Source organism: Streptomyces sp. MMBL 11-1 (assembly GCF_028622875.1).
Taxonomy (GTDB): domain Bacteria; phylum Actinomycetota; class Actinomycetes; order Streptomycetales; family Streptomycetaceae; genus Streptomyces.
In genome coordinates, this window is sequence record NZ_CP117709.1 from 3,177,561 (window position 1) to 3,194,912 (window position 17,352).

Genomic DNA, 17,352 nt, shown 5'->3' on the forward strand with positions numbered 1-17,352 from the left:
TCCCGGGCGGCGGCCCTCCGCCGTTGTCAGGGTGTTACGCGCCCAGCAGCCTGCGCACCCGGTCCGCCCCCACCGCGAGCAGCAGCGTGGGCAGGCGGGGCCCCGTGTCGCGGCTGACGAGCAGCCGGTAGAGCAGCGCGAAGAAGGACCGCTGCGCGGCCTTCAGCTCGGGCGTCGGCCTGGCGTCCGGCTCCAGGCCCGCCAGCACCTTCGGCACCCCGTAGACGAGCGTGGTGAGCCCGTCCAGCGACCAGTGCGAGTCCAGCCCCTCCAGGAGGAGGCGCAGCGACTCCCGGCCCTGGTCGTCGAGCGAGCCGAGCAGCTCCTTGTCGGGCTCGTCCCGGACGATGGTGCGGGCCTCGGCCGGGACCTGGGTGGTGATCCAGTTCTCGGCGCGGTCGAGGCGGGGGCGGGCCTCGTCCAGCGAGGTCAGCGGGTTGTCCGGGTCCAGCTCGCCGAGGATGCGCAGCGTCTGGTCCTCGGCGCCGGCGGTGATGTCGGCGACCGAGGCGAGCGTCCGGTACGGCAGCGGGCGCGGGGTGCTCGGGAGCTCCCCGGCCGCCGTGCGGACGGCACGGGAGTACGCGGCGGCGTCGGCGGGCAGCACCGTGCCGTCGGCGACCTTGCGGCCCAGCGAGTCCCACTCGTCGTACAGCCGCTGGATCTCCTGGTCGAAGGCGATCTTGAACGACTGGTTGGGCTTGCGGCGGGCGTAGAGCCAGCGCAGCAGCGGCGCCTCCATGATCTTCAGCGCGTCGGCCGGGGTGGGCACCCCGCCCTTGCTGGAGGACATCTTGGCCATGCCGGAGATGCCGACGAAGGCGTACATGGGCCCGATGGGCTGGACGCCGTCGAAGACCTCGCGGACGATCTGGCCGCCGACGACGAAGGAGGAGCCGGGCGAGGAGTGGTCGACGCCGCTGGGCTCGAAGATCACGCCCTCGTAGGCCCAGCGCATCGGCCAGTCGACCTTCCACACGAGCTTGCCGCGGTTGAACTCGCTGAGGCGGACCGTCTCGGCGTAGCCGCAGGCCGAGCAGGTGTAGTTCAGCTCGGTCGTGTCGTCGTCGTAGGAGGTGACGACGGTGAGGTCCTTCTCGCAGTTGCCGCAGTAGGGCTTGTACGGGAAGTAGCCGGCGGTGTTGCCGCTGCCGTCGTCCTCGTCGGCGGCGCCGGAGCCCTCGGCGGCCTCCAGCTCGGCCTCGTCGACCTTCTTCTGCTGCTGCGGCTTCTTGCCGCCCTTGTTCTGCGGGCCGCCGGCCGGGTCCTTCTTGGTGCGGTAGCGGTCCAGGACGGCGTCGATGTCGGCGCGGTGCTTCATCGCGTGCAGGATCTGCTCGCGGTAGGTCCCGGCGGTGTACTGCTCCGTCTGGCTGATGCCGTCGTACTCGACGCCCAGCTCGTCCAGGGCCGCCGTCATGGCGGCCTTGAAGTGCTCGGCCCAGTTCGGGTGCGCGGAGCCGGGCGGGGCGGGCACCGAGGTCAGCGGCTTGCCGATGTGTTCGCCCCAGGTCGCCTGGTCGACCCCGGGGATGCCCTCCGGGACCTTGCGGTAGCGGTCGTAGTCGTCCCAGGAGATCAGGTGGCGCACGGTGTGCCCGCGGCGGCGGATCTCGTCGGCGACCAGGTGCGGGGTCATGACCTCGCGGAGGTTGCCGAGGTGGATCGGGCCCGACGGGGACAGGCCGGAGGCGACGACGACCGGTTTGCCAGGCGCACGACGCTCCGATTCGGCGATGACATCGTCCGCGAAGCGGGAGACCCAGTCGGTCTCGGTGCTGGTCTGACTCTCGGCCACGGTCGGCACGTCCTTCTCTCGTCTGTCGTTTCCCGATGGGGTACGGACCATTCTCCCAGCTACACCCAGCAGCGCGAAAACGGCTTTACGCCCCGTGGGATACTGGGGAGATCCCTTGGACACCCAAGAGAGCCCCTCGTACCCCCTACGGAAACGGCAGCCAGACATGGCCTCGGTCCCTTCCCTCGCTTCCACGCTCCAGCAGCAGCTGGCGGACGCCCTGACGGCAGCGCTGCCGGATGCCGGCGCCGCGGACCCGCTGCTGCGACGTAGCGACCGGGCCGACTTCCAGGCCAACGGCATCCTGGCGCTCGCCAAGAAGCTCAAGGGCAATCCGCGGGAGCTGGCCGCCCAGGTCACCGACGCCCTCCCGGCGGGCGGGCCGATCAAGGACATCGAGGTCTCCGGGCCCGGCTTCCTCAACATCACGCTCACCGACCGGGCGATCGTCGAGACGCTGGCCGCCCGGGCGGCGGACGGCGAGGGCCGGCTCGGCGTGCCGCTGAAGGACGACGCCGGGACGACCGTCATCGACTACGCCCAGCCGAACGTGGCCAAGGAGATGCACGTCGGCCACCTGCGGTCGGCGGTCATCGGCGACGCCGTGGTCAGGATCCTGGAGTTCACCGGCGAGAACGTGGTGCGGCGCCACCACATCGGCGACTGGGGCACCCAGTTCGGCATGCTCATCCAGTATCTGATCGAGCACCCCGGCGCGCTGAAGCACGAGGGCGGCGCGAGCGACGGTGAGGCGGCGATGTCGACGCTGAACCGGGTCTACAAGGAGTCGCGGGCCCTGTTCGACTCCGACGAGGAGTTCAAGGCCCGGTCCCGGGACCGGGTGGTGGCCCTCCAGGCCGGGGATCCCGAGACGCTGGAGCTGTGGCACCGCTTCGTCGACGAGTCGAAGATCTACTTCCACTCGGTGTTCGACAAGCTCGACATGGAGATCCACGACCCGGACATCGTCGGTGAGTCCGGCTACAACGACATGCTGGAGGAGACCTGCCGCATCCTGGAGGAGACGGGCGTCGCCGTCCGCTCCGAGGGTGCGCTGTGCGTGTTCTTCGACGATGTGCTGGGCCCGGACGGCAACAAGGTCCCGCTCATCGTGAAGAAGACGAACGGCGGCTACGGCTACGCGGCGACCGACCTCTCCGCGGTCCGGAACCGGGTGCGGGACCTCAAGGCGGACACCCTGCTGTACGTGGTGGACGCACGGCAGTCGCTGCACTTCCGGATGGTCTTCGAGACGGCCCGCCGGGCGGGCTGGCTGAACGACGACGTCAAGGCCGTGCAGCTCGCGTTCGGCACGGTCCTCGGCAAGGACGGCAAGCCGTTCAAGACCCGTGAGGGCGAGACCGTGCGGCTGGAGGACCTCCTCGACGAGGCGGTCACCCGGGCCACGGCGGTCGTCCGGGACAAGGCCGACAAGGTGGGCCTGTCCGAGGAGGAGATCGTCGAGAACGGCCGGTACGTCGGCATCGGCGCCGTGAAGTACGCGGACCTGTCGACCTCCGCCGTGCGGGACTACAAGTTCGACCTGGACCAGATGGTGGCGCTGCACGGCGACACGTCGGTGTACCTCCAGTACGCGTACGCCCGGATCCAGTCGATCCTGCGCAAGGCGGGGGACGCGGTCCCGGCCGCCCACCCGGAGCTGGAGCTGGCCCCGGCGGAGCGGGCGCTCGGTCTGCACCTGGACCAGTTCGGCGAGGTCCTCGCCGAGGTCGGGGCTGGCTACGAGCCGCACAAGCTGGCCGCGTATCTCTACCAGCTGGCGTCGCACCTGACCACGTTCTACGACCAGTGCCAGGTGCTCAGCCCGGACAACGCCCCGGAGGTCGTCGAGAACCGGCTCTTCCTCGTCGAGCTGACCGCCCGGACCCTGCACCAGGGGATGGCGCTGCTGGGCATCCGGACGCCCGAGCGGCTCTGATCCCGCACCCGGCTGTACGTACGTCGGCCCCGGTCACCGTCACAGGTGCCGGGGCCGACGCGCGCGGTCCGGCCCGGGTCAGGGGGCGGTGAGTTCCACGACGACGTCGTAGACCGCCGGGTTCGGGGTGACCGGCCGCACGGTCTGCTCGCGCGCGGCCTGGGTACGGGAGGCGAAGTCGGGGTCGGCGGTGGCGGCCTCCCACGCCTCCTGGCTCTCCCAGTGGGAGACGTTGACGAGCTGGAAGCGGGAGTCCGAGGAGCGGGCCCGGTGCATCCGCGAGTCGATGAAGCCCGGCTTCTCCCGCATGAGGCGGGCTCGCTCCTCCCACTTCCCGACGAACGCGTCGAGCTCGTCGGCGGAAATCTCGAAGACGTTGATGAAGGTGACGGCCGAGTCCGGCGTGCCGTCGGCCGGGAGGTTCTCTGTGGTCATACCCAAAGCCTAAGCAACGGGCCGGAGTTGAGCGTCGCCGCCCGCTGCGGGGCGGTCGCGTCACCGCCTGCTGCGGCGCGGTCGCGGCACCGCCCGCTGCGGCGCGGTCGCAGAACTTCCTGCCGCGGCGCTGCGGCGCTGCGGTTGCGGGGCCGCCTACTGCGGGCGGCCCAGCGCCCACCCCGACACGTCGGCGAGGCGTCCGCGCCACAGCGGCAGGGAGACCGGGCTCATCGCCCCGCCGGCGAGGGTGACGTCCCGCAGATGGATCCAACGGGGCAGCCGGGACGCCCCCGTCTCGTCCTCCTCGGCACGCAGTTCCCGTACGCCCTGGTCGACCGTCTCGGGGAACTCGGCGAGCAGATTGGCCCCCTCCCCCTCGACCTGGCGCAGGCTCCTCGCCCACTCGGCCTTCCACTGTTCGTGCCCGATGACGTCCCCGTGCAGCAGGCCGCCGGGGTGCGTGAGGGTGAGGGGCAGGCTGGAGCGGGGGTCCTGGTCGAGGAGCTGGATGAGCAGCTGGAGCTGGAGGTCGGGCAGGGGTTCGGTGATCACCGCGGCGGACGGGGCCGGTGAGGTGTCGGCGGTGGTGCTCATGGGGCCCTTCCCTTCACATGGCGGACGACGGTCGTCCTCCCCGCCTGCCCGGCGAGCGCGGGACCACGCCCCCGCCGGAGGGACCGGGCCTCAGAGGAAACGGCGGATGGGCAGGACGGCCGCTTCCCGGGCCCGCTGGAGGAGGTCGCGGCGCTTCCACCGGCCGCGCTCGATCAGCACGCTCTTCTCCCGGTCCTCGTCGAAGTGGCCGTCGAGGGTGGCGGTGAAGTCCCGGTCGAGGACGGCGAGCATGACTTCCTCGTCGTGGTCGAGCGAGCGCCGGTTGAAGTTGGTGGAGCCGATGAGGCTCGCGACCCGGTCCACGGTGAGGACCTTGGCGTGCAGCATCGTCGGCTGGTACTGGTAAATCTTCACGCCGCACGCGGTCAGCTCCTCGTAGAAGCGCTGGCCGGCGAGCTGGCAGACCCGCTTGTCGGTGTGCGGTCCTGGCAGCAGGATCTCGACCTCCACCCCGCGCCGGGCGGCGTCGCAGAGGAGCCCGGTGAAGTAGGCGTCGGGGGCGAAGTAGGCGGTGGTGAGGCGGACGCGTTCCTCGGCGGACTCCAGGACGACCCGGATCAGGGTCTGCATGTCCTGCCAGCCGAAGGACGCGGAGCCGCGTACGACCTGGACGACGGCGTCCCCGTGGTGCTCACCGACGACGAACCGGTCGCGCTCGTCGAAGAGCTCCTCGTGGCACTCGGCCCAGTTCTGCGCGAACGCGGCGGCCAGGCCGTCGACGGCGGGGCCGGTGACCTTGACGTGGGTGTCGCGCCACTCGTGCTCGTTGCGGGCGTCGCCGCACCATTCCTCGGCGATCCCGACGCCCCCGGTGAACGCGGTGCGCTCGTCGACGACGAGGACCTTGCGGTGGCAGCGGTGGTTCTGCTTCAGCGGCGAGAGGTGCAGCGGCTTGCGGAACCAGGTCACGGTGACCCCCGCCCGGTCCATCAGCTCCAGCTGGTCCTTCTCGATGAGCCGGCAGCCGAACCCGTCGAGCATGAGCCGTACCCGGACCCCGGCCCGGGCCCGCTCGGCCAGCGCCTCGGCGAACCGGAGGGCGATGTCACCGCGCCAGTAGACGAACGTCATCAGGTCCACGGTGTGCTCCGCGCCCCGGATGGCCTCCAGCATCGCGCCGAATATCTCGTCGCCGTTACGGAGCGGAAGGAGGGCGTTCCCCTCGGTGGCGGCGATGCCGATCAGCCGCTCCAGCCTGCGTCTGAGCCGCAGGGACCGCTCCTCGCAGGTACGGGCGTCCAGAGCCGTCGGGTCGGAGGCTTCGGCAGTCACGGACATGGGTCACCTGAAGGGGAGGCGGCTGGGGCGGCAGACCGGCCGGAACCGGACGGACCGCGAGGACCCGGCGACTGTACTCCTGTACGAATCCGGACGGATTCCGCCTCCACCCCTGACGCCTGTCCGCCGGCTGCCGCGTGCTTCCGGCCGGCGCGGGCCGTTTCCCCGGCCGGGCGCGGGTGGTGTTCCCGACCGGGCGCGGATCGTGGCCCCGACCGGGCGCGGATCGTGGCCCCGACCGGGCGCGGATCGTGGCCCCGACCGGGCGCAGGTGGTTATCGGCCAGATGCCGGCCGGGCCGGGGGCGGGGTGGTTCCGCCGTCGTCCGCGTCCCGTCCGCCGAGCTTGAGCGCCTTGATCCGGTGGCTCGCGGGGCGTCGGCCGCCTTTGCGTCCGGCGGCCCGGTCCATCGCGGAGGGCACCACGTTGCCGGGACGCCGCAACGCGTCCAGCACCTCGGCCAGGTGGCGGCCCATCTCGGCCGACGCGGCCGCCCCGTCCCGGGCCGCCACCGCATCGCGGACCACCCGGTGGGAGGCCCACCCCTCGGGCTCCGCTGTCATCACGATGGACACGAACGCCAGCATGGTCCGGTACTGGAGGGGCTCCAGCACCTCGATCAGCGTCGCGTGACCCGACATCAGGGTCAGCACCCGCAGGAACTCACTGTGCGCCCGGTTGGCGTCCGGCCGCGCCCCGCGCGCCAGCGCGTCGAAGCCCTGTTCCAGGGCCCGGTCCAGCGCCGCCAGTTGGTCGGCGTCGTGGCGGTCGGCGGCGCGCTCGGCAGCCCAGGGTTCCAGCCTGGCCCGTGCCTCCACGGTCTCCACGATCCGGTCCAGGTCTTCAGGCCCGAGACGGGGGATGAACGCCCCCCGGTGCGGCTGCATGTCGATCAGCCCCCGCCCCGCCAGGCTGCGCAAGGCCTCGCGCACCGGCAGCCGGGAGACCCCGAGCGCCTCCGCCACGGCCTCGGTGACGATGTGCTCGCCGGGGCCGAGGCGCAGGCCGAGGATCTCCGCGTTGAGCAGGTCGAAGACGCGTCTCTCCAGCGTGGCGGCCACGCGAGGGCGGGCGGGACGGCTAGGCGGCATGGTCCTCAGTATCCGGCACGGGCCCACTCTCGTCCCACCCCCGCCCCACCCCCCACCCCCTCCCAGCCCTCGCCCCGCCGCGTTCTCGCGGTGCGCGGCACCGCGGCACCGCGTACGGCCCTTGACGCGACGCTCCAAATCGGATCCAATTTAACTATGGGTACCCTAACTCAGAGGGATTCTCCTGACCGAAGCAACGGAAACAGGTGCCGCATGACCACCACCGCTCCGCTCCCTTCCGCGCCGGCCGACGGCCCCCGCCCACCGCGGACCCACGAAGAGGCCGTCGCCGCCGCCCACGCGCTGGCCCCCCGGCTGAGGGAGCACGCCCCCGAGGCCGACCGGCTGCGCACCCTTCCCGACGCGGCCGTCCGCCTCCTCGACGAGGCCCGCCTCTTCGACCTCCTGACCCCCCGCGCCTGGGGCGGCAGCGGACTCGGCTTCGACACCGCTCTCCTGGTCACCGAGGAGCTGTCCCGGGGCTGCGCGTCGGCGGGCTGGGTGCGCGCCGTGCTGGGCGGCAACACCTGGGTGGTCGCCCAGATGCCCGCCCCGGCGCGCCAGGAGGTCTTCTCCGCGCCCTCCACCCGCGTCGCCCTCCAGCTGCGACTCGACGGCCCACCCGCCGAACGGACCGCCGAGGGCTGTCTGTTGCCCGCCCAGCGCGGGCGCTTCTGCTCCGGCGTCGACCACGCCGAGTGGATCCTCGCCGGGGTGAGCGCCCCGGCCGTGCCAGGGGGCGAACCGGAACCGCACGTCGTGCTTCTCCCCCGGCGGCGCACCGAGGGCATCGACGACTGGCACACCGGGGGGCTGCGCGGAACGGGCAGCCGCTCCTTCACCACCCCCACGCTCCTCGTCCCGGAACACCGCGTCCTGCCCCTGAGCGCCCTCGACCCGGTCAACGTCTCCCCCCACGAACGTCCGGAGACCGCCCCGTACCGGATGGCGTTCGCCACCATCGGCACGACGGCCCTCGCGGGGGTCCTGCTGGGCACGGCACGTGCGGCCCTGGACGCCCACGCGGAGCTCGGCGGCCGTGGCTCCGCAGTGGACGCGCCGGCGCTCACCGCCACGGTCGACGCCGCCCGCGCCCTGCTCCTCGCCGACCTGGCGGCCCTCGCCGCCTCGGACACCCCCGGCGGAAGTCCGCAGGAGCGGGCCCGCACACGCCGGGACATCGCCTACGCCGGTACGCGCTGCCGCGAAGTCGTCAACGCCGTGTACGAGGCATCGGGCGCGGGCGCGATCTACGACACCGCACCCGTCCAGCGGATCTGGCGGGACGCCAACGCGGCCGCCCAGCACCCCGCGTTCGATCTCCGCCGCTGGGGCCCGGCCCACGGGGAAGCGCTGTCCACCGCCGTCACCACACCCCTGGAGGTATCCGCGTGAACACGGCAGACACCACCGAGACCGCCACGGCGAGCACCACCGCCCCGCAGGGTTCCGAGGCCGCCGCCCTGCTGCGTCGCACCCTGCGCGGACACGCGTCGGGCGTCACCGTCATCACCGTGCCCGGCCCCGCCGGCTTCACCGCGTCCTCGTTCACCTCGGTGTCCCTGGAACCGGCACTGGTCTCGTTCTACCTGGACGCCGAGACCTCAGCCGCCCCCTCGGTCCTGCGCGCCGAGCACTTCGCGGTGCATCTGCTGGGCGCCCGGCACACCGCCCTGGCGCGTACGTTCGCCCGCTGGAGCCCCGACCGCTTCGCCGCCCCCGGCTGGACGGCCCACCGCCTCGGACCCCCGCTGTTCCTCGCGGCGACGGGCTGGCTGGTGGCCCGGGTGACGCTGCGACAGCGCGTCGGGGACCACTGGCTGATCGTCGGCGAGCTGGCGGACGCGGCACCTCCGGCCGCCTCTTCCCCGGGCCACCACGCTCCCCCGGCCGCCACCCCCCTGATCCACCACAACGGTTCTTTCGCCTCAGCCGCCCCTCTGCCCCCGGAGTAAGGGGCCCGCCCGAGCACGCGTCAGGTCACGGGCTCCCACCCGGTCTCCTCGTTGCCGTACACGTACTCCGGCCGCCCCTTCATCCCGCTGGTGCGGAACGGCTTCCCGTGGTCGTCGATCCGCAGGGCCCCTTCCTTCCCGCCGCTGCTCCACTCCAGCTCCAGGTACCAGACGACGTCGTAACCGACGGCCTTCATGTCGAGGTTGAAGACCTCCACGTCCTCGGACGTCACCTTGTACGGGAAGTCCACGGCCGGAACCACCGTGTCCCCCTGCCTCCCCGGCACCGGCCGGAGGGTGGGATGCCCGGCGTCGAGGTGGGAGGCGAAGGTCTGGGGCATGATCCCGCTGCCGCAGCCGTTGCCCATCAGGTACGCCGACCAGGGCAACGGGGCCTTGCGGGAGACGACGCGGACGTTCATGCCCTTGAGGACGACCGCCTCGCGCGAGGTGCCCTGCACGGTGAGCTGGAGCAGCATGTTCCCGGCGTCGACCCCGCCGTACGACTCCGCCCAGCCGCGCCGGTCCCGCGGCGCGGGCGGCGGGTCGAGCTCGTCGGGCCCCCGGTTGACCAGATAGTGCTGGCCGCAGGGCTCGTCCCAGTTGTACGAGGAGATGCTGACGGTCGGCGGAGCCCCGAGGCCCGTACCGCTGCCACCACCGCTTCCACTGCCGCCACCGCTCTGCGGCCGCTCCGGGCCGGAGCCCGCCGAGGGCTTGGCGGACGACGGCCCCGAGGGGGACGCGGAGGCGCTCGCCGAAGGACCGGCCGAACTCGGGCTCGCGGAGGGGCGGGGCGTAACCGAAGGGGAGCCTTCCACCGCCGGCCCGCGGTCTCCGCCCGCGTCCTCCACCCGGTCCGCGGCGCTCCCGCCGTCCTCCTTGCCCGACCCGACGAGGTCGGCGGCGACGACGGTGGTGGGCACGAGGAGTGCGGCGACCCCGGCGGCGGCGATGAGCACCCGCGTACGCCGGGAGAGCCGGGACCACCGGGAGCCCGCCGCGGGCCGAGCGCCGCCGGACACAACAGACGGCTCGAACGACTCGGACGGCTCGGACAGCTCGGCGGCCTCAGCGACTTCGACGCCCTCGGGAACAACACCAGGCACAGGACCGGAAGCAGAAGCAGGAACGGGGCCAGAGGCAGGGACAGGAACGGGGCCAGGCGCAGGGGCAGGGGCAGCCGCGCCCGGTGCCGCCCCCTGGCCCGCACCCGCCGGAGGCCGCCGCCGGGCCGCGTCCGCCACGATCCACCGCCGGTGCACCTCCACCAGCTCGTCGCCGGACGCCCCGCACACCCGCGCGAACCGCTCCACCGGGGCGAACTCGTTCGGCACGGCGTCCCCGTTGCAGTACCGGTGCAGGGTCGACGTGCTGACGTGCAGCTTTCCCGCCAGCACACCGTAGCTGCGCCCCGAACGGTCCTTCAGATCCTTCAGCAGAGCCGCGAACTCCACGGCCTCCGGCGTCGCCACGACGGCGTTCCCCTTCCTCGTACGTCCCGGAACGGCGTTCCAGGGACGCGGAATTCCCGCAGGTCACCGTACGCGTAGACGTTCCAGCATCCCCAATGGTTCGGCAGGCGTTGCGGCCGGAATCCGCCGTCCCACAAGCTCGGACCAGACCACAGCAGCACCCAGCAGGACCACGGGCCGGCCGTTCGAACCGGACCACCACGTCCACCGATCACGGGGAGTACCACCGCCATGCGCACCAACCGCGTCCGCACCACCGCCCTCGCCGCCACCGCCCTCGTCGCCGCCCTCTCCCTCACCGCCTGTGGCGGCGAGGACAAGGCCATGGGGACGAAGGCAGCCGGCTCGGCGGCACCGACGGCGACGAGCACCGACACCACCGCCACCGCCACCGAAGGCACGGCCCAGCCGGACGCTCCGAAGGCCGGCACGCCCGACACCCAGACCGTCCCCGCCGAGGGGAAGCACGCGGGCGGCAACGGCGAGGGCAAGAAGCCGGAGACCGCGCCGAACGAGAAGGCCGCACCGTCGATCCCGGCCTGCACGCCCAAGAACTCCAAGGTCAAGGTCTCCTCGGTGAGCCGCCCGATCAACCACCTGCTGCTCACGGTGACCAACACCGGCTCCACCAACTGCGCCGCCTACTACGCCCCGTTCCTCCGCTTCGACGGCGCGCAGGCGGTGTACCCGATCCTCGACGACAGCAAGCCGCAGGCGGTCGTCACGCTCTCCCCCGGCGAGGAGGCGTACGCGGGCATCGCGCTGCTCGGAGAGCCCGGCCAGAACGAGCCGGTCCCGAGCGACAACGTCGGCGTGATCATGGTCGACAGGAACAACCAGTCGAAGGGCGAGGCCACGCTGAAGCTCCCGGCGGACACCGCCACGGACGGCCTGGGCTTCGTCACCTACTGGCAGTCGGACGTCGAGAACGCCCTGATGTTCTGAGCCTCGCGGGACACCGCAGGCCAGCGCCTGACGTGCGGTAACTGTGCGCGACCCGTACATATTTCTTGTACGGGTCGCGCATGCGTGAACCGGGTTCCGGGGTGGGAGTGGGAACCGTATGCACCCCAGAAAGCGACAGCGCAAGAACGCGTCGACGATGAAGCTCGTGGGCAAGCTCCTGGCCCGGTTCCGCACCGAGGCGGGCATGACCCAGGTCGAACTCGCCCAGGCCGCAGGCGTACAGGAGGACACGATCGCCTCCGTCGAGCAGGGCAGACGCTCACTCGTCCCGGATCTGGCGGAGACGATCGACGATCTGCTGGACACCAAGGGCGCGCTGGCGACGGCGGTCGACAACATGCCGGAAGTCGACCTGATCCCGTTGTGGGCCGAGGACTACATCGACATGGAGGGGGACGCGCTGGCGCTGTCCTGGTACGACAACCAGGTCATCCCGGGCCTCCTCCAGACGAAGGCGTACGCGGAGGCGCTGTTCCGCAACAGGATCCCGGTCTACAGCCCGGAGGAGATCGAGACGCAGACGGCGACGCGGCTGCAACGCCAGCAGATCCTGGACCGGAAGAAGCCGCCGACCACCAGCATCGTGATCTGGGAACCGGTCCTGATGATGAAGCTGACCTCGGACGAGGACCACCGGGAACAGCTCCGCCACCTCTACGCGACGGCCCAACTCCCCGGCGTCTGCCTCCAGGTGCTGCCGCTCGACAGCAGGGTCCACGCGGGCCTCGCCGGCCCCTTCATTCTCCTGGAAACACCGGATCATCAACACGCCGCGTACACCGAGACCCAGCGCGGCAGCCAGCTGATCTCCGACCGGAATGAGATCAGCATCCTCGCCCAGAAATATGCGATGCTGCGAGCCCAGGCGCTCAGCCCTGTGGAGACCCTGCGCCTGCTGGCACGCTTACTGGGAGAGACATGAGCACCGCACTGAACTGGTTCAAGTCGAGCTTCAGCAGCGACGAAGGCGGCGCGTGCCTCGAAGTCGCCTACGACTGGCGCAAGTCGAGCCACAGCGGCAGCGAGGGCGGGGCGTGCCTCGAAGTCGCTTACGACTGGCAGAAGTCGAGCCACAGCTCCGACGAAGGCGGCCAGTGCGTCGAGATCGCCGCCCACCCCGCCGCCGTCCACGTCCGTGACTCCAAGGACATCGAGGGCCCGACCTTCACCGTCGCGCCCACCGCCTGGACGGCGTTCGCCGCCTACGCGGCCACCGCCTGACTCCGCGCCGCCGCTACCCCTCCCGGACCGTCTCGTAACGGAGCATCGCGACCCCGTTCCCGAAGGTCCGGGTCTCCACCAGCCGGAGCAGCTGCCGCTCCTCCGTGTCCCGGAAGAAGCGGCGGCCCCGGCCGAGGATGACCGGGTGGACGTAGATCCGGTACTCGTCGATCAGATCGGCGCGCCGGAACGACTCCAGCAGATCCGCCCCGCCGACCGCCAGGTCCCCCGACGCGGCGTCCCGCAGACCGCGCACCTGCTCGGGGTCGACCTCGTGCAGCAGGGTCGCGTTCGGCCCCACGCTCTCCAGCGTGCGCGAGAAGACGAACTTCGGCATGGACCGCCAGATCCCCGCGAACTCGGCCATCGGGCCCTCGTTGGCCGGGTCCTGATCGGCCGTCGGCCAGAACTCCTCCATCAGCTCGTAGGTGACACGCCCCTCGACGAAGCCGCCCATCGTCCGGAAGTAGTCGTTGAAGTGCTGGTGCACCTCCTCGTCGACGGTGTGCCAGTCGATGTCGTGGTCGGGCCCCTCGAAGAATCCGTCGAGGGAGAGGGAGATGGACGTGACGATCCTGTTCACCGGGGCTCCTGTCGGATCGGCCCGGTCGACGGGAACGACGGCCGGGCGGCGCGCAACCGGCTTTCGACGATAGACCCGGGCACTGACAGCGGCGCCCGGCCGCGCCCGCGCCCCCGTGCGGCCACCGGCCGTCTCCCCCGTACGGCCCCCCGCCCGCGCCCGGCCGCGCCCGGCCGCGCCCGTTCCCCCCCGTACGGTCACCGGCCGTCTCCCCCGTACGGTCCCCCGCCCGCGCCCGGCCGCGCCCGCGCCCCCGTACGGTCACCGGCCGTCTCCCCCGTACGGTCCCCCGCCCGCGCCCGGCCGCCCGCCGTCCCGGGCCCGGCCGGCCGGGTCCGGGACACGCCCGCGCTATCCCCGCCCGCTCCCCCGTACCGCCCTCCGCCGCGCCTGCTCCTCGCGCCAGTCCCGCTCGGCCGGCTCGTCCGGCCGTACGGTCTCCGCCAGCGACGCGAGGATCGGCTCGGCCGTGGCCCAGAGCAGCGCGCCGCCGACCCCCGGCACGACCGTGCGCCGCGCCCCGGGGATACGGGAGACGAGCCGGCGGCCGAGGTCGGGCGAGTGGGAGACGTCCTCCTCGCCGTACCAGATCTCGACCGGGACGGTGATCGCCCCGAGGTCGATGGGCCAGCGCCCCATCGCGAGCACGGTGTCCCGGGCGTACCCGGCCGCTGCCCCCTGGGAGAACGCCTCGTCGAGCGCCCGGCCGTACGCGGCGGCGAAACCGGGGTCCCCGTACACGACGAGGTCGCACGCCGGGCTTCCGGCCAGGACCATCCGCCGCATCGTGTCCGCGTCGAACCCGGCGAACAGCTTCTCCGCCCCGACCGGATCCTCCGCCACCCGCGCGACCAGGCCCCGCAGATCGTCCGGCAGCGCGGCGGCGACCTCCGGGGCGGCGACCTCGTCGGCGGGCGAGACGAGCGCGAGCGCGGAGACGACGCCCGCCGCCGCGCAGGCGAGGGCGAAGGGCGCGCCCTGGGAGTTCCCGAGCATGGCCGGAAGCGGGCCCAGTCCGAGCAGCCCGGTCAGCTCCGAGACATCGTCGACGAAGTCGCCGAAGGTCCGGTCGGGCGCGGGCGTGGAGACCCCGAGCCCGGGCCGGTCCACCGAGACCAGCCGGACGCCCTCGTTCTCGACGGCCCCGGCCCCGATCCCGAGCCAGCGGCTGGTCGCGGCCCCGGGCGAGAGCAGGACGGGCAGCCCGTCCCGCGGCCCCCACTCCGCCCAGCCGAGCACCCTCCCGTCGGAGAGGCGGGTGGTTCCGAGGCGGGCGGGATCATCGACGTACAAACTCATGCCCGACATCATTATCCAGCCACCCCCGCACCGCACCGGCTTTCAGCCTCCGGGCCCGTCGCGGCGCTCAAGATGACTGCCGCGTACCGCCCGTCCGCGGGTACGTCGAGCACGCGGGCGAGCGCCTCGATGACGGGTTCGGCGCGGTCGGGCAGGTGCGGGCGGGCTCCCTCACCTGGCGGGCCCGGGCGCGCCCACCGGCGGCCCCCTCGCGAGCTCGATACCCCCCCGGGTATTTGACAGGACGATCGAGGATCCGTACGGTCGAAAATGTCATACCCCATGGGGTATTTCCGTGGGCCGGGATCCACCGTCGTCGCCGAACAGGCCGGACCGGATCCCGCGAGCCCCCACCCCGCCCTGCGCACCCCCTCGCGCCGGGCCGCCGTCTGGCCCGATTAATACCCCCCTGGGTATTGGGGCCCTGTCCGCTCCGGAGGTTTCCGTGTTCTTCTCGCAGTACTACCTGGAGTGCCTGTCCCAGGCGTCGTACATGATCGCCGACGAGGGCACGGGCCAGGCCGTGGTCGTGGACCCGCGCCGGGACGTGTCGGAGTACCTGAGCGATGCCGAGTCCCGCGGGTTCACCGTCGTGGGTGTCATCAACACGCACTTCCACGCGGACTTCGTCGCCGGTCACCTGGAGATGGCCTCCCGCACCGGCGCGTGGATCGGCTACGGGCAGCGGGCCGAGACCGAGTACGAGATCCGCAAGCTGGCCGAGGGCGACACCATCAGCCTCGGCGAGGTGACGCTGAAGATCATGGAGACCCCGGGGCACACCCCCGAGTCGATCAGCGTGCTGGTCCACGAGCGCGCCGAGGACACGGTCCCGTACGGGGTGCTGACCGGTGACGCGCTGTTCATCGGCGACGTCGGCCGCCCCGACCTCCTGGCCTCCGTGGGCGTGACCGCCGAAGAGCTGGGCGCGATGCTGCACGACAGCGTGCAGCACAAGCTGATGGGCCTGCCCGACGGGGTGCGCGTGTTCCCCGCGCACGGCGCCGGCTCCTCCTGCGGCAAGAACCTGTCCACCGAGCGGCAGTCGACGATCGGCGAGCAGCGGGCGACGAACTACGCCTGTGCGCCGATGAGCGAGGAGGACTTCGTCGCGATCGTCACCGCTGGACAGTCGGCGGCTCCCGGGTACTTCGCCTACGACGCGGACCTCAACCGCCGGGAGCGCGCGCTGTTCGACCCGGCGAGCGCGCCGAAGGCGCTGGACGCGCGGGACTTCCTGGCCCGCCGTGCCGCGGGCGCCGTGGTCGTCGACGCGCGTGACCCGCAGGAGTTCGCCGCCGGTCATGTGCGCGGAGCGGTCAACGTCCCGGCCGACGGCCGGTTCGCCGAGCAAGCGGGCACCGTCCTGCCGGTCGACGCCGATCTGCTGGTCGTGGCGCCCGAGGAGCGCGAGGAGGAGATCGTCACCCGGCTCGCCCGGATCGGCTTCGACCGTGCGGCCGGATACCTGGCTTCTCCCGACACGGCCATGGCCGCCATGGCCGAGGAGGTCGCCCCGGCCAGCCGCCTGACCGCCGCACAGCTGCGCGCCGCGCTGGACGGAGAGAACCCGCCCGTCGTCGTCGACGTCCGTAACTGCGGCGAGCGTGGTGACGCCGGCTTCATCGAGGGCGCCCTGCACATCTCCCTCGGAGAACTGCCCGGCCGACTGGACGAGATCCCGCGCGGCGAACCGCTGGTCCTGCACTGCGCGGGCGGTCACCGCTCCTCCATCGCCGCAAGCCTGCTGCGCCACCAGGGCTTCGAGGACGTCTCCGACATCCTGGGCGGCTACACCGCCTGGGCCCTGCTGAACGCCCCCGCCGTCTGACGCGGCACCGCCGGCTTCCTTCAGCTGCCGAGGCCCCGTACGGGGCCCGCGCCCCGGCCCCCTCGCTCATGGACGCCGCCCCTCCCCTTCCCACCCCTGACCGTCCTCTCTTCATGGAGCAGTCCTCATGACCACCGACGCTTCCCGCCCCTCCGCCTTCACACCCGCCACCCTCCAGCACCTGCTCACGACCGGCGACGGCCCCCGTCTGCTCGATGTGCGCACACCCAGTGAGTTCGAGACCGGTCACATCCCCGGCGCCTACAACGTGCCCCTGGACACCCTGCGCGAGCACCGCATGGAGCTGGGCCGGCACCTGGACGAGGACGTGGTGCTGGTCTGCCGGTCCGGCGCCCGCGCCACACGGGCCGAGGAGGCGCTCGCCGAAGCGGGCCTGCCCAATTTGCGCGTCCTCGACGGCGGCATGATGGCCTGGGAGGCGTCCGGCGCACCGGTCAACCGCGGCGAGCAGCGCTGGGAGATGGAACGCCAGGTCCGTCTCATCGCCGGCTCGATCGTGCTCGTCAGCGGCGTCGTGGGCTTCTTCGTCCCCGGCGTGCACCTGATCGGCACCGCGGTCGGCGCCGGACTGACCTTCGCCGCGCTCAGCAATACCTGTGCCATGGGCATGATGCTGGCCAAGCTGCCCTACAACCGCGGCCCGCGCACCGACATCCGCTCCGTCATCGCCTCCCTCCGGAACCGGTCGTGAGCGTCGTGCACTCGGCCCGGCCGGCGATCCTCCGATGAGAGCCGCCGCGGCACCCCGCTCCCGGCGACCGCGATGAACCCCTCCCCCGGCCCCACCGGCCTCCCGCCCGGCGAGGCCCGGGCCCGGCGACCGTACGGCGAGGTCCGGGCCC

The 17,352-nt window shown here is 72.3% G+C and carries 16 protein-coding genes; 8 read left to right on the top strand and 8 right to left on the bottom strand.

What is annotated here, in order from left to right; translation table 11 throughout:
* Positions 1–34: 34 nt before the first annotated feature.
* Entirely contained in the window at positions 35–1,807 is a 1,773-nt protein-coding gene (gene lysS, locus PSQ21_RS13645) for a lysine--tRNA ligase (RefSeq protein ID WP_274030776.1), read from the bottom strand.
* A gap of 157 nt (positions 1,808–1,964) precedes the next feature.
* On the opposite strand from lysS, the gene argS reads away from it, so the two are divergent.
* Positions 1,965–3,737: an arginine--tRNA ligase gene (gene argS, locus PSQ21_RS13650; RefSeq protein WP_274030777.1), complete on the top strand. Its 1,773-nt coding sequence runs from the start codon at positions 1,965–1,967 to the stop codon at positions 3,735–3,737.
* Between the two features lie 78 nt (positions 3,738–3,815).
* Here argS and PSQ21_RS13655 read toward each other — a convergent pair whose 3' ends face one another.
* The 4 genes from PSQ21_RS13655 to PSQ21_RS13670 all read right to left on the bottom strand — a co-directional run bounded on the left by PSQ21_RS13655 (position 3,816) and on the right by PSQ21_RS13670 (position 7,159).
* Positions 3,816–4,172 (bottom strand): antibiotic biosynthesis monooxygenase family protein, encoded by a 357-nt coding sequence (locus PSQ21_RS13655; RefSeq protein WP_274030778.1) that lies wholly within the window; start codon positions 4,170–4,172, stop codon positions 3,816–3,818.
* 156 nt (positions 4,173–4,328) lie between these two features.
* On the bottom strand, positions 4,329–4,769 hold the full coding sequence (locus tag PSQ21_RS13660) for a hypothetical protein (protein ID WP_274030779.1): 441 nt from the start codon (positions 4,767–4,769) through the stop codon (positions 4,329–4,331).
* Positions 4,770–4,859: 90 nt separating this feature from the next.
* Positions 4,860–6,068 carry a phospholipase D-like domain-containing protein gene (locus PSQ21_RS13665; RefSeq protein ID WP_274030780.1) on the bottom strand — a complete coding sequence of 403 codons (1,209 nt, stop codon included), beginning with the start codon at positions 6,066–6,068 and terminating at the stop codon, positions 4,860–4,862.
* A 275-nt stretch (positions 6,069–6,343) separates the two neighbouring features.
* On the bottom strand, positions 6,344–7,159 hold the full coding sequence (locus PSQ21_RS13670; protein ID WP_274030781.1) for a GntR family transcriptional regulator: 816 nt from the start codon (positions 7,157–7,159) through the stop codon (positions 6,344–6,346).
* 213 nt (positions 7,160–7,372) lie between these two features.
* Here PSQ21_RS13670 and PSQ21_RS13675 point away from each other — a divergent pair, with 213 nt between their 5' ends.
* Positions 7,373–8,554: an acyl-CoA dehydrogenase family protein gene (locus tag PSQ21_RS13675; protein WP_274030782.1), complete on the top strand. Its 1,182-nt coding sequence runs from the start codon at positions 7,373–7,375 to the stop codon at positions 8,552–8,554.
* On the top strand, positions 8,551–9,114 hold the full coding sequence (locus tag PSQ21_RS13680) for a flavin reductase family protein (protein ID WP_274030783.1): 564 nt from the start codon (positions 8,551–8,553) through the stop codon (positions 9,112–9,114). The genes PSQ21_RS13675 and PSQ21_RS13680 overlap by 4 nt, the downstream gene beginning before the upstream one ends.
* A 20-nt stretch (positions 9,115–9,134) precedes the next feature.
* Here the strand turns inward: PSQ21_RS13680 and PSQ21_RS13685 are convergent, their stop codons facing one another.
* The gene (locus PSQ21_RS13685) at positions 9,135–10,589 is read right to left on the bottom strand and encodes a helix-turn-helix domain-containing protein (RefSeq protein WP_274030784.1); all 1,455 of its coding nucleotides are present in this window, start codon (positions 10,587–10,589) and stop codon (positions 9,135–9,137) included.
* Between the two features lie 231 nt (positions 10,590–10,820).
* On the opposite strand from PSQ21_RS13685, the gene PSQ21_RS13690 reads away from it, so the two are divergent.
* The 3 genes from PSQ21_RS13690 (at position 10,821) to PSQ21_RS13700 (ending at position 12,776) form a co-directional block, all read left to right on the top strand.
* Positions 10,821–11,534, top strand: coding sequence for a DUF4232 domain-containing protein (locus PSQ21_RS13690; protein WP_274030785.1), 714 nt, complete (start codon positions 10,821–10,823; stop codon positions 11,532–11,534).
* A gap of 157 nt (positions 11,535–11,691) precedes the next feature.
* Positions 11,692–12,477 (top strand): helix-turn-helix domain-containing protein, encoded by a 786-nt coding sequence (locus PSQ21_RS13695; RefSeq protein ID WP_274035756.1) that lies wholly within the window; start codon positions 11,692–11,694, stop codon positions 12,475–12,477.
* Entirely contained in the window at positions 12,474–12,776 is a 303-nt protein-coding gene (locus tag PSQ21_RS13700; RefSeq protein ID WP_274030786.1) for a DUF397 domain-containing protein, read from the top strand. The genes PSQ21_RS13695 and PSQ21_RS13700 overlap by 4 nt, the downstream gene beginning before the upstream one ends.
* Before the next feature lie 13 nt (positions 12,777–12,789).
* Here PSQ21_RS13700 and PSQ21_RS13705 read toward each other — a convergent pair whose 3' ends face one another.
* On the bottom strand, positions 12,790–13,359 hold the full coding sequence (locus PSQ21_RS13705; RefSeq protein WP_274030787.1) for a dihydrofolate reductase family protein: 570 nt from the start codon (positions 13,357–13,359) through the stop codon (positions 12,790–12,792).
* Between the two features lie 351 nt (positions 13,360–13,710).
* A complete protein-coding gene (locus PSQ21_RS13710; RefSeq protein ID WP_274030788.1) occupies positions 13,711–14,658 on the bottom strand; it encodes an alpha/beta fold hydrolase in 948 nt (315 codons plus the stop codon).
* A gap of 445 nt (positions 14,659–15,103) precedes the next feature.
* Here PSQ21_RS13710 and PSQ21_RS13715 point away from each other — a divergent pair, with 445 nt between their 5' ends.
* Both PSQ21_RS13715 and PSQ21_RS13720 read left to right on the top strand, forming a co-directional pair.
* Positions 15,104–16,489, top strand: coding sequence for an MBL fold metallo-hydrolase (locus PSQ21_RS13715; protein ID WP_274030789.1), 1,386 nt, complete (start codon positions 15,104–15,106; stop codon positions 16,487–16,489).
* A 127-nt stretch (positions 16,490–16,616) separates the two neighbouring features.
* Complete coding sequence (locus PSQ21_RS13720) at positions 16,617–17,201, top strand: rhodanese-like domain-containing protein (protein WP_274030790.1); 585 nt, start codon at positions 16,617–16,619, stop codon at positions 17,199–17,201.
* Positions 17,202–17,352 lie beyond the last annotated feature (151 nt).

What these genes read in the sequence shown, in the direction of transcription:
- PSQ21_RS13700 (WP_274030786.1), top strand. Translation starts at nt 12,474, where the DNA reads ATGAGCACCGCACTGAACTGGTTCAAGTCGAGCTTCAGCAGCGACGAA.
- PSQ21_RS13660 (WP_274030779.1), bottom strand. Translation starts at nt 4,769, where the DNA reads ATGAGCACCACCGCCGACACCTCACCGGCCCCGTCCGCCGCGGTGATC.
- PSQ21_RS13690 (WP_274030785.1), top strand. Translation starts at nt 10,821, where the DNA reads ATGCGCACCAACCGCGTCCGCACCACCGCCCTCGCCGCCACCGCCCTC.
- PSQ21_RS13665 (WP_274030780.1), bottom strand. Translation starts at nt 6,068, where the DNA reads ATGTCCGTGACTGCCGAAGCCTCCGACCCGACGGCTCTGGACGCCCGT.
- PSQ21_RS13695 (WP_274035756.1), top strand. Translation starts at nt 11,692, where the DNA reads ATGAAGCTCGTGGGCAAGCTCCTGGCCCGGTTCCGCACCGAGGCGGGC.
- PSQ21_RS13655 (WP_274030778.1), bottom strand. Translation starts at nt 4,172, where the DNA reads ATGACCACAGAGAACCTCCCGGCCGACGGCACGCCGGACTCGGCCGTC.
- PSQ21_RS13720 (WP_274030790.1), top strand. Translation starts at nt 16,617, where the DNA reads ATGACCACCGACGCTTCCCGCCCCTCCGCCTTCACACCCGCCACCCTC.
- PSQ21_RS13675 (WP_274030782.1), top strand. Translation starts at nt 7,373, where the DNA reads ATGACCACCACCGCTCCGCTCCCTTCCGCGCCGGCCGACGGCCCCCGC.
- PSQ21_RS13670 (WP_274030781.1), bottom strand. Translation starts at nt 7,159, where the DNA reads ATGCCGCCTAGCCGTCCCGCCCGCCCTCGCGTGGCCGCCACGCTGGAG.
- argS (WP_274030777.1), top strand. Translation starts at nt 1,965, where the DNA reads ATGGCCTCGGTCCCTTCCCTCGCTTCCACGCTCCAGCAGCAGCTGGCG.
- PSQ21_RS13710 (WP_274030788.1), bottom strand. Translation starts at nt 14,658, where the DNA reads ATGAGTTTGTACGTCGATGATCCCGCCCGCCTCGGAACCACCCGCCTC.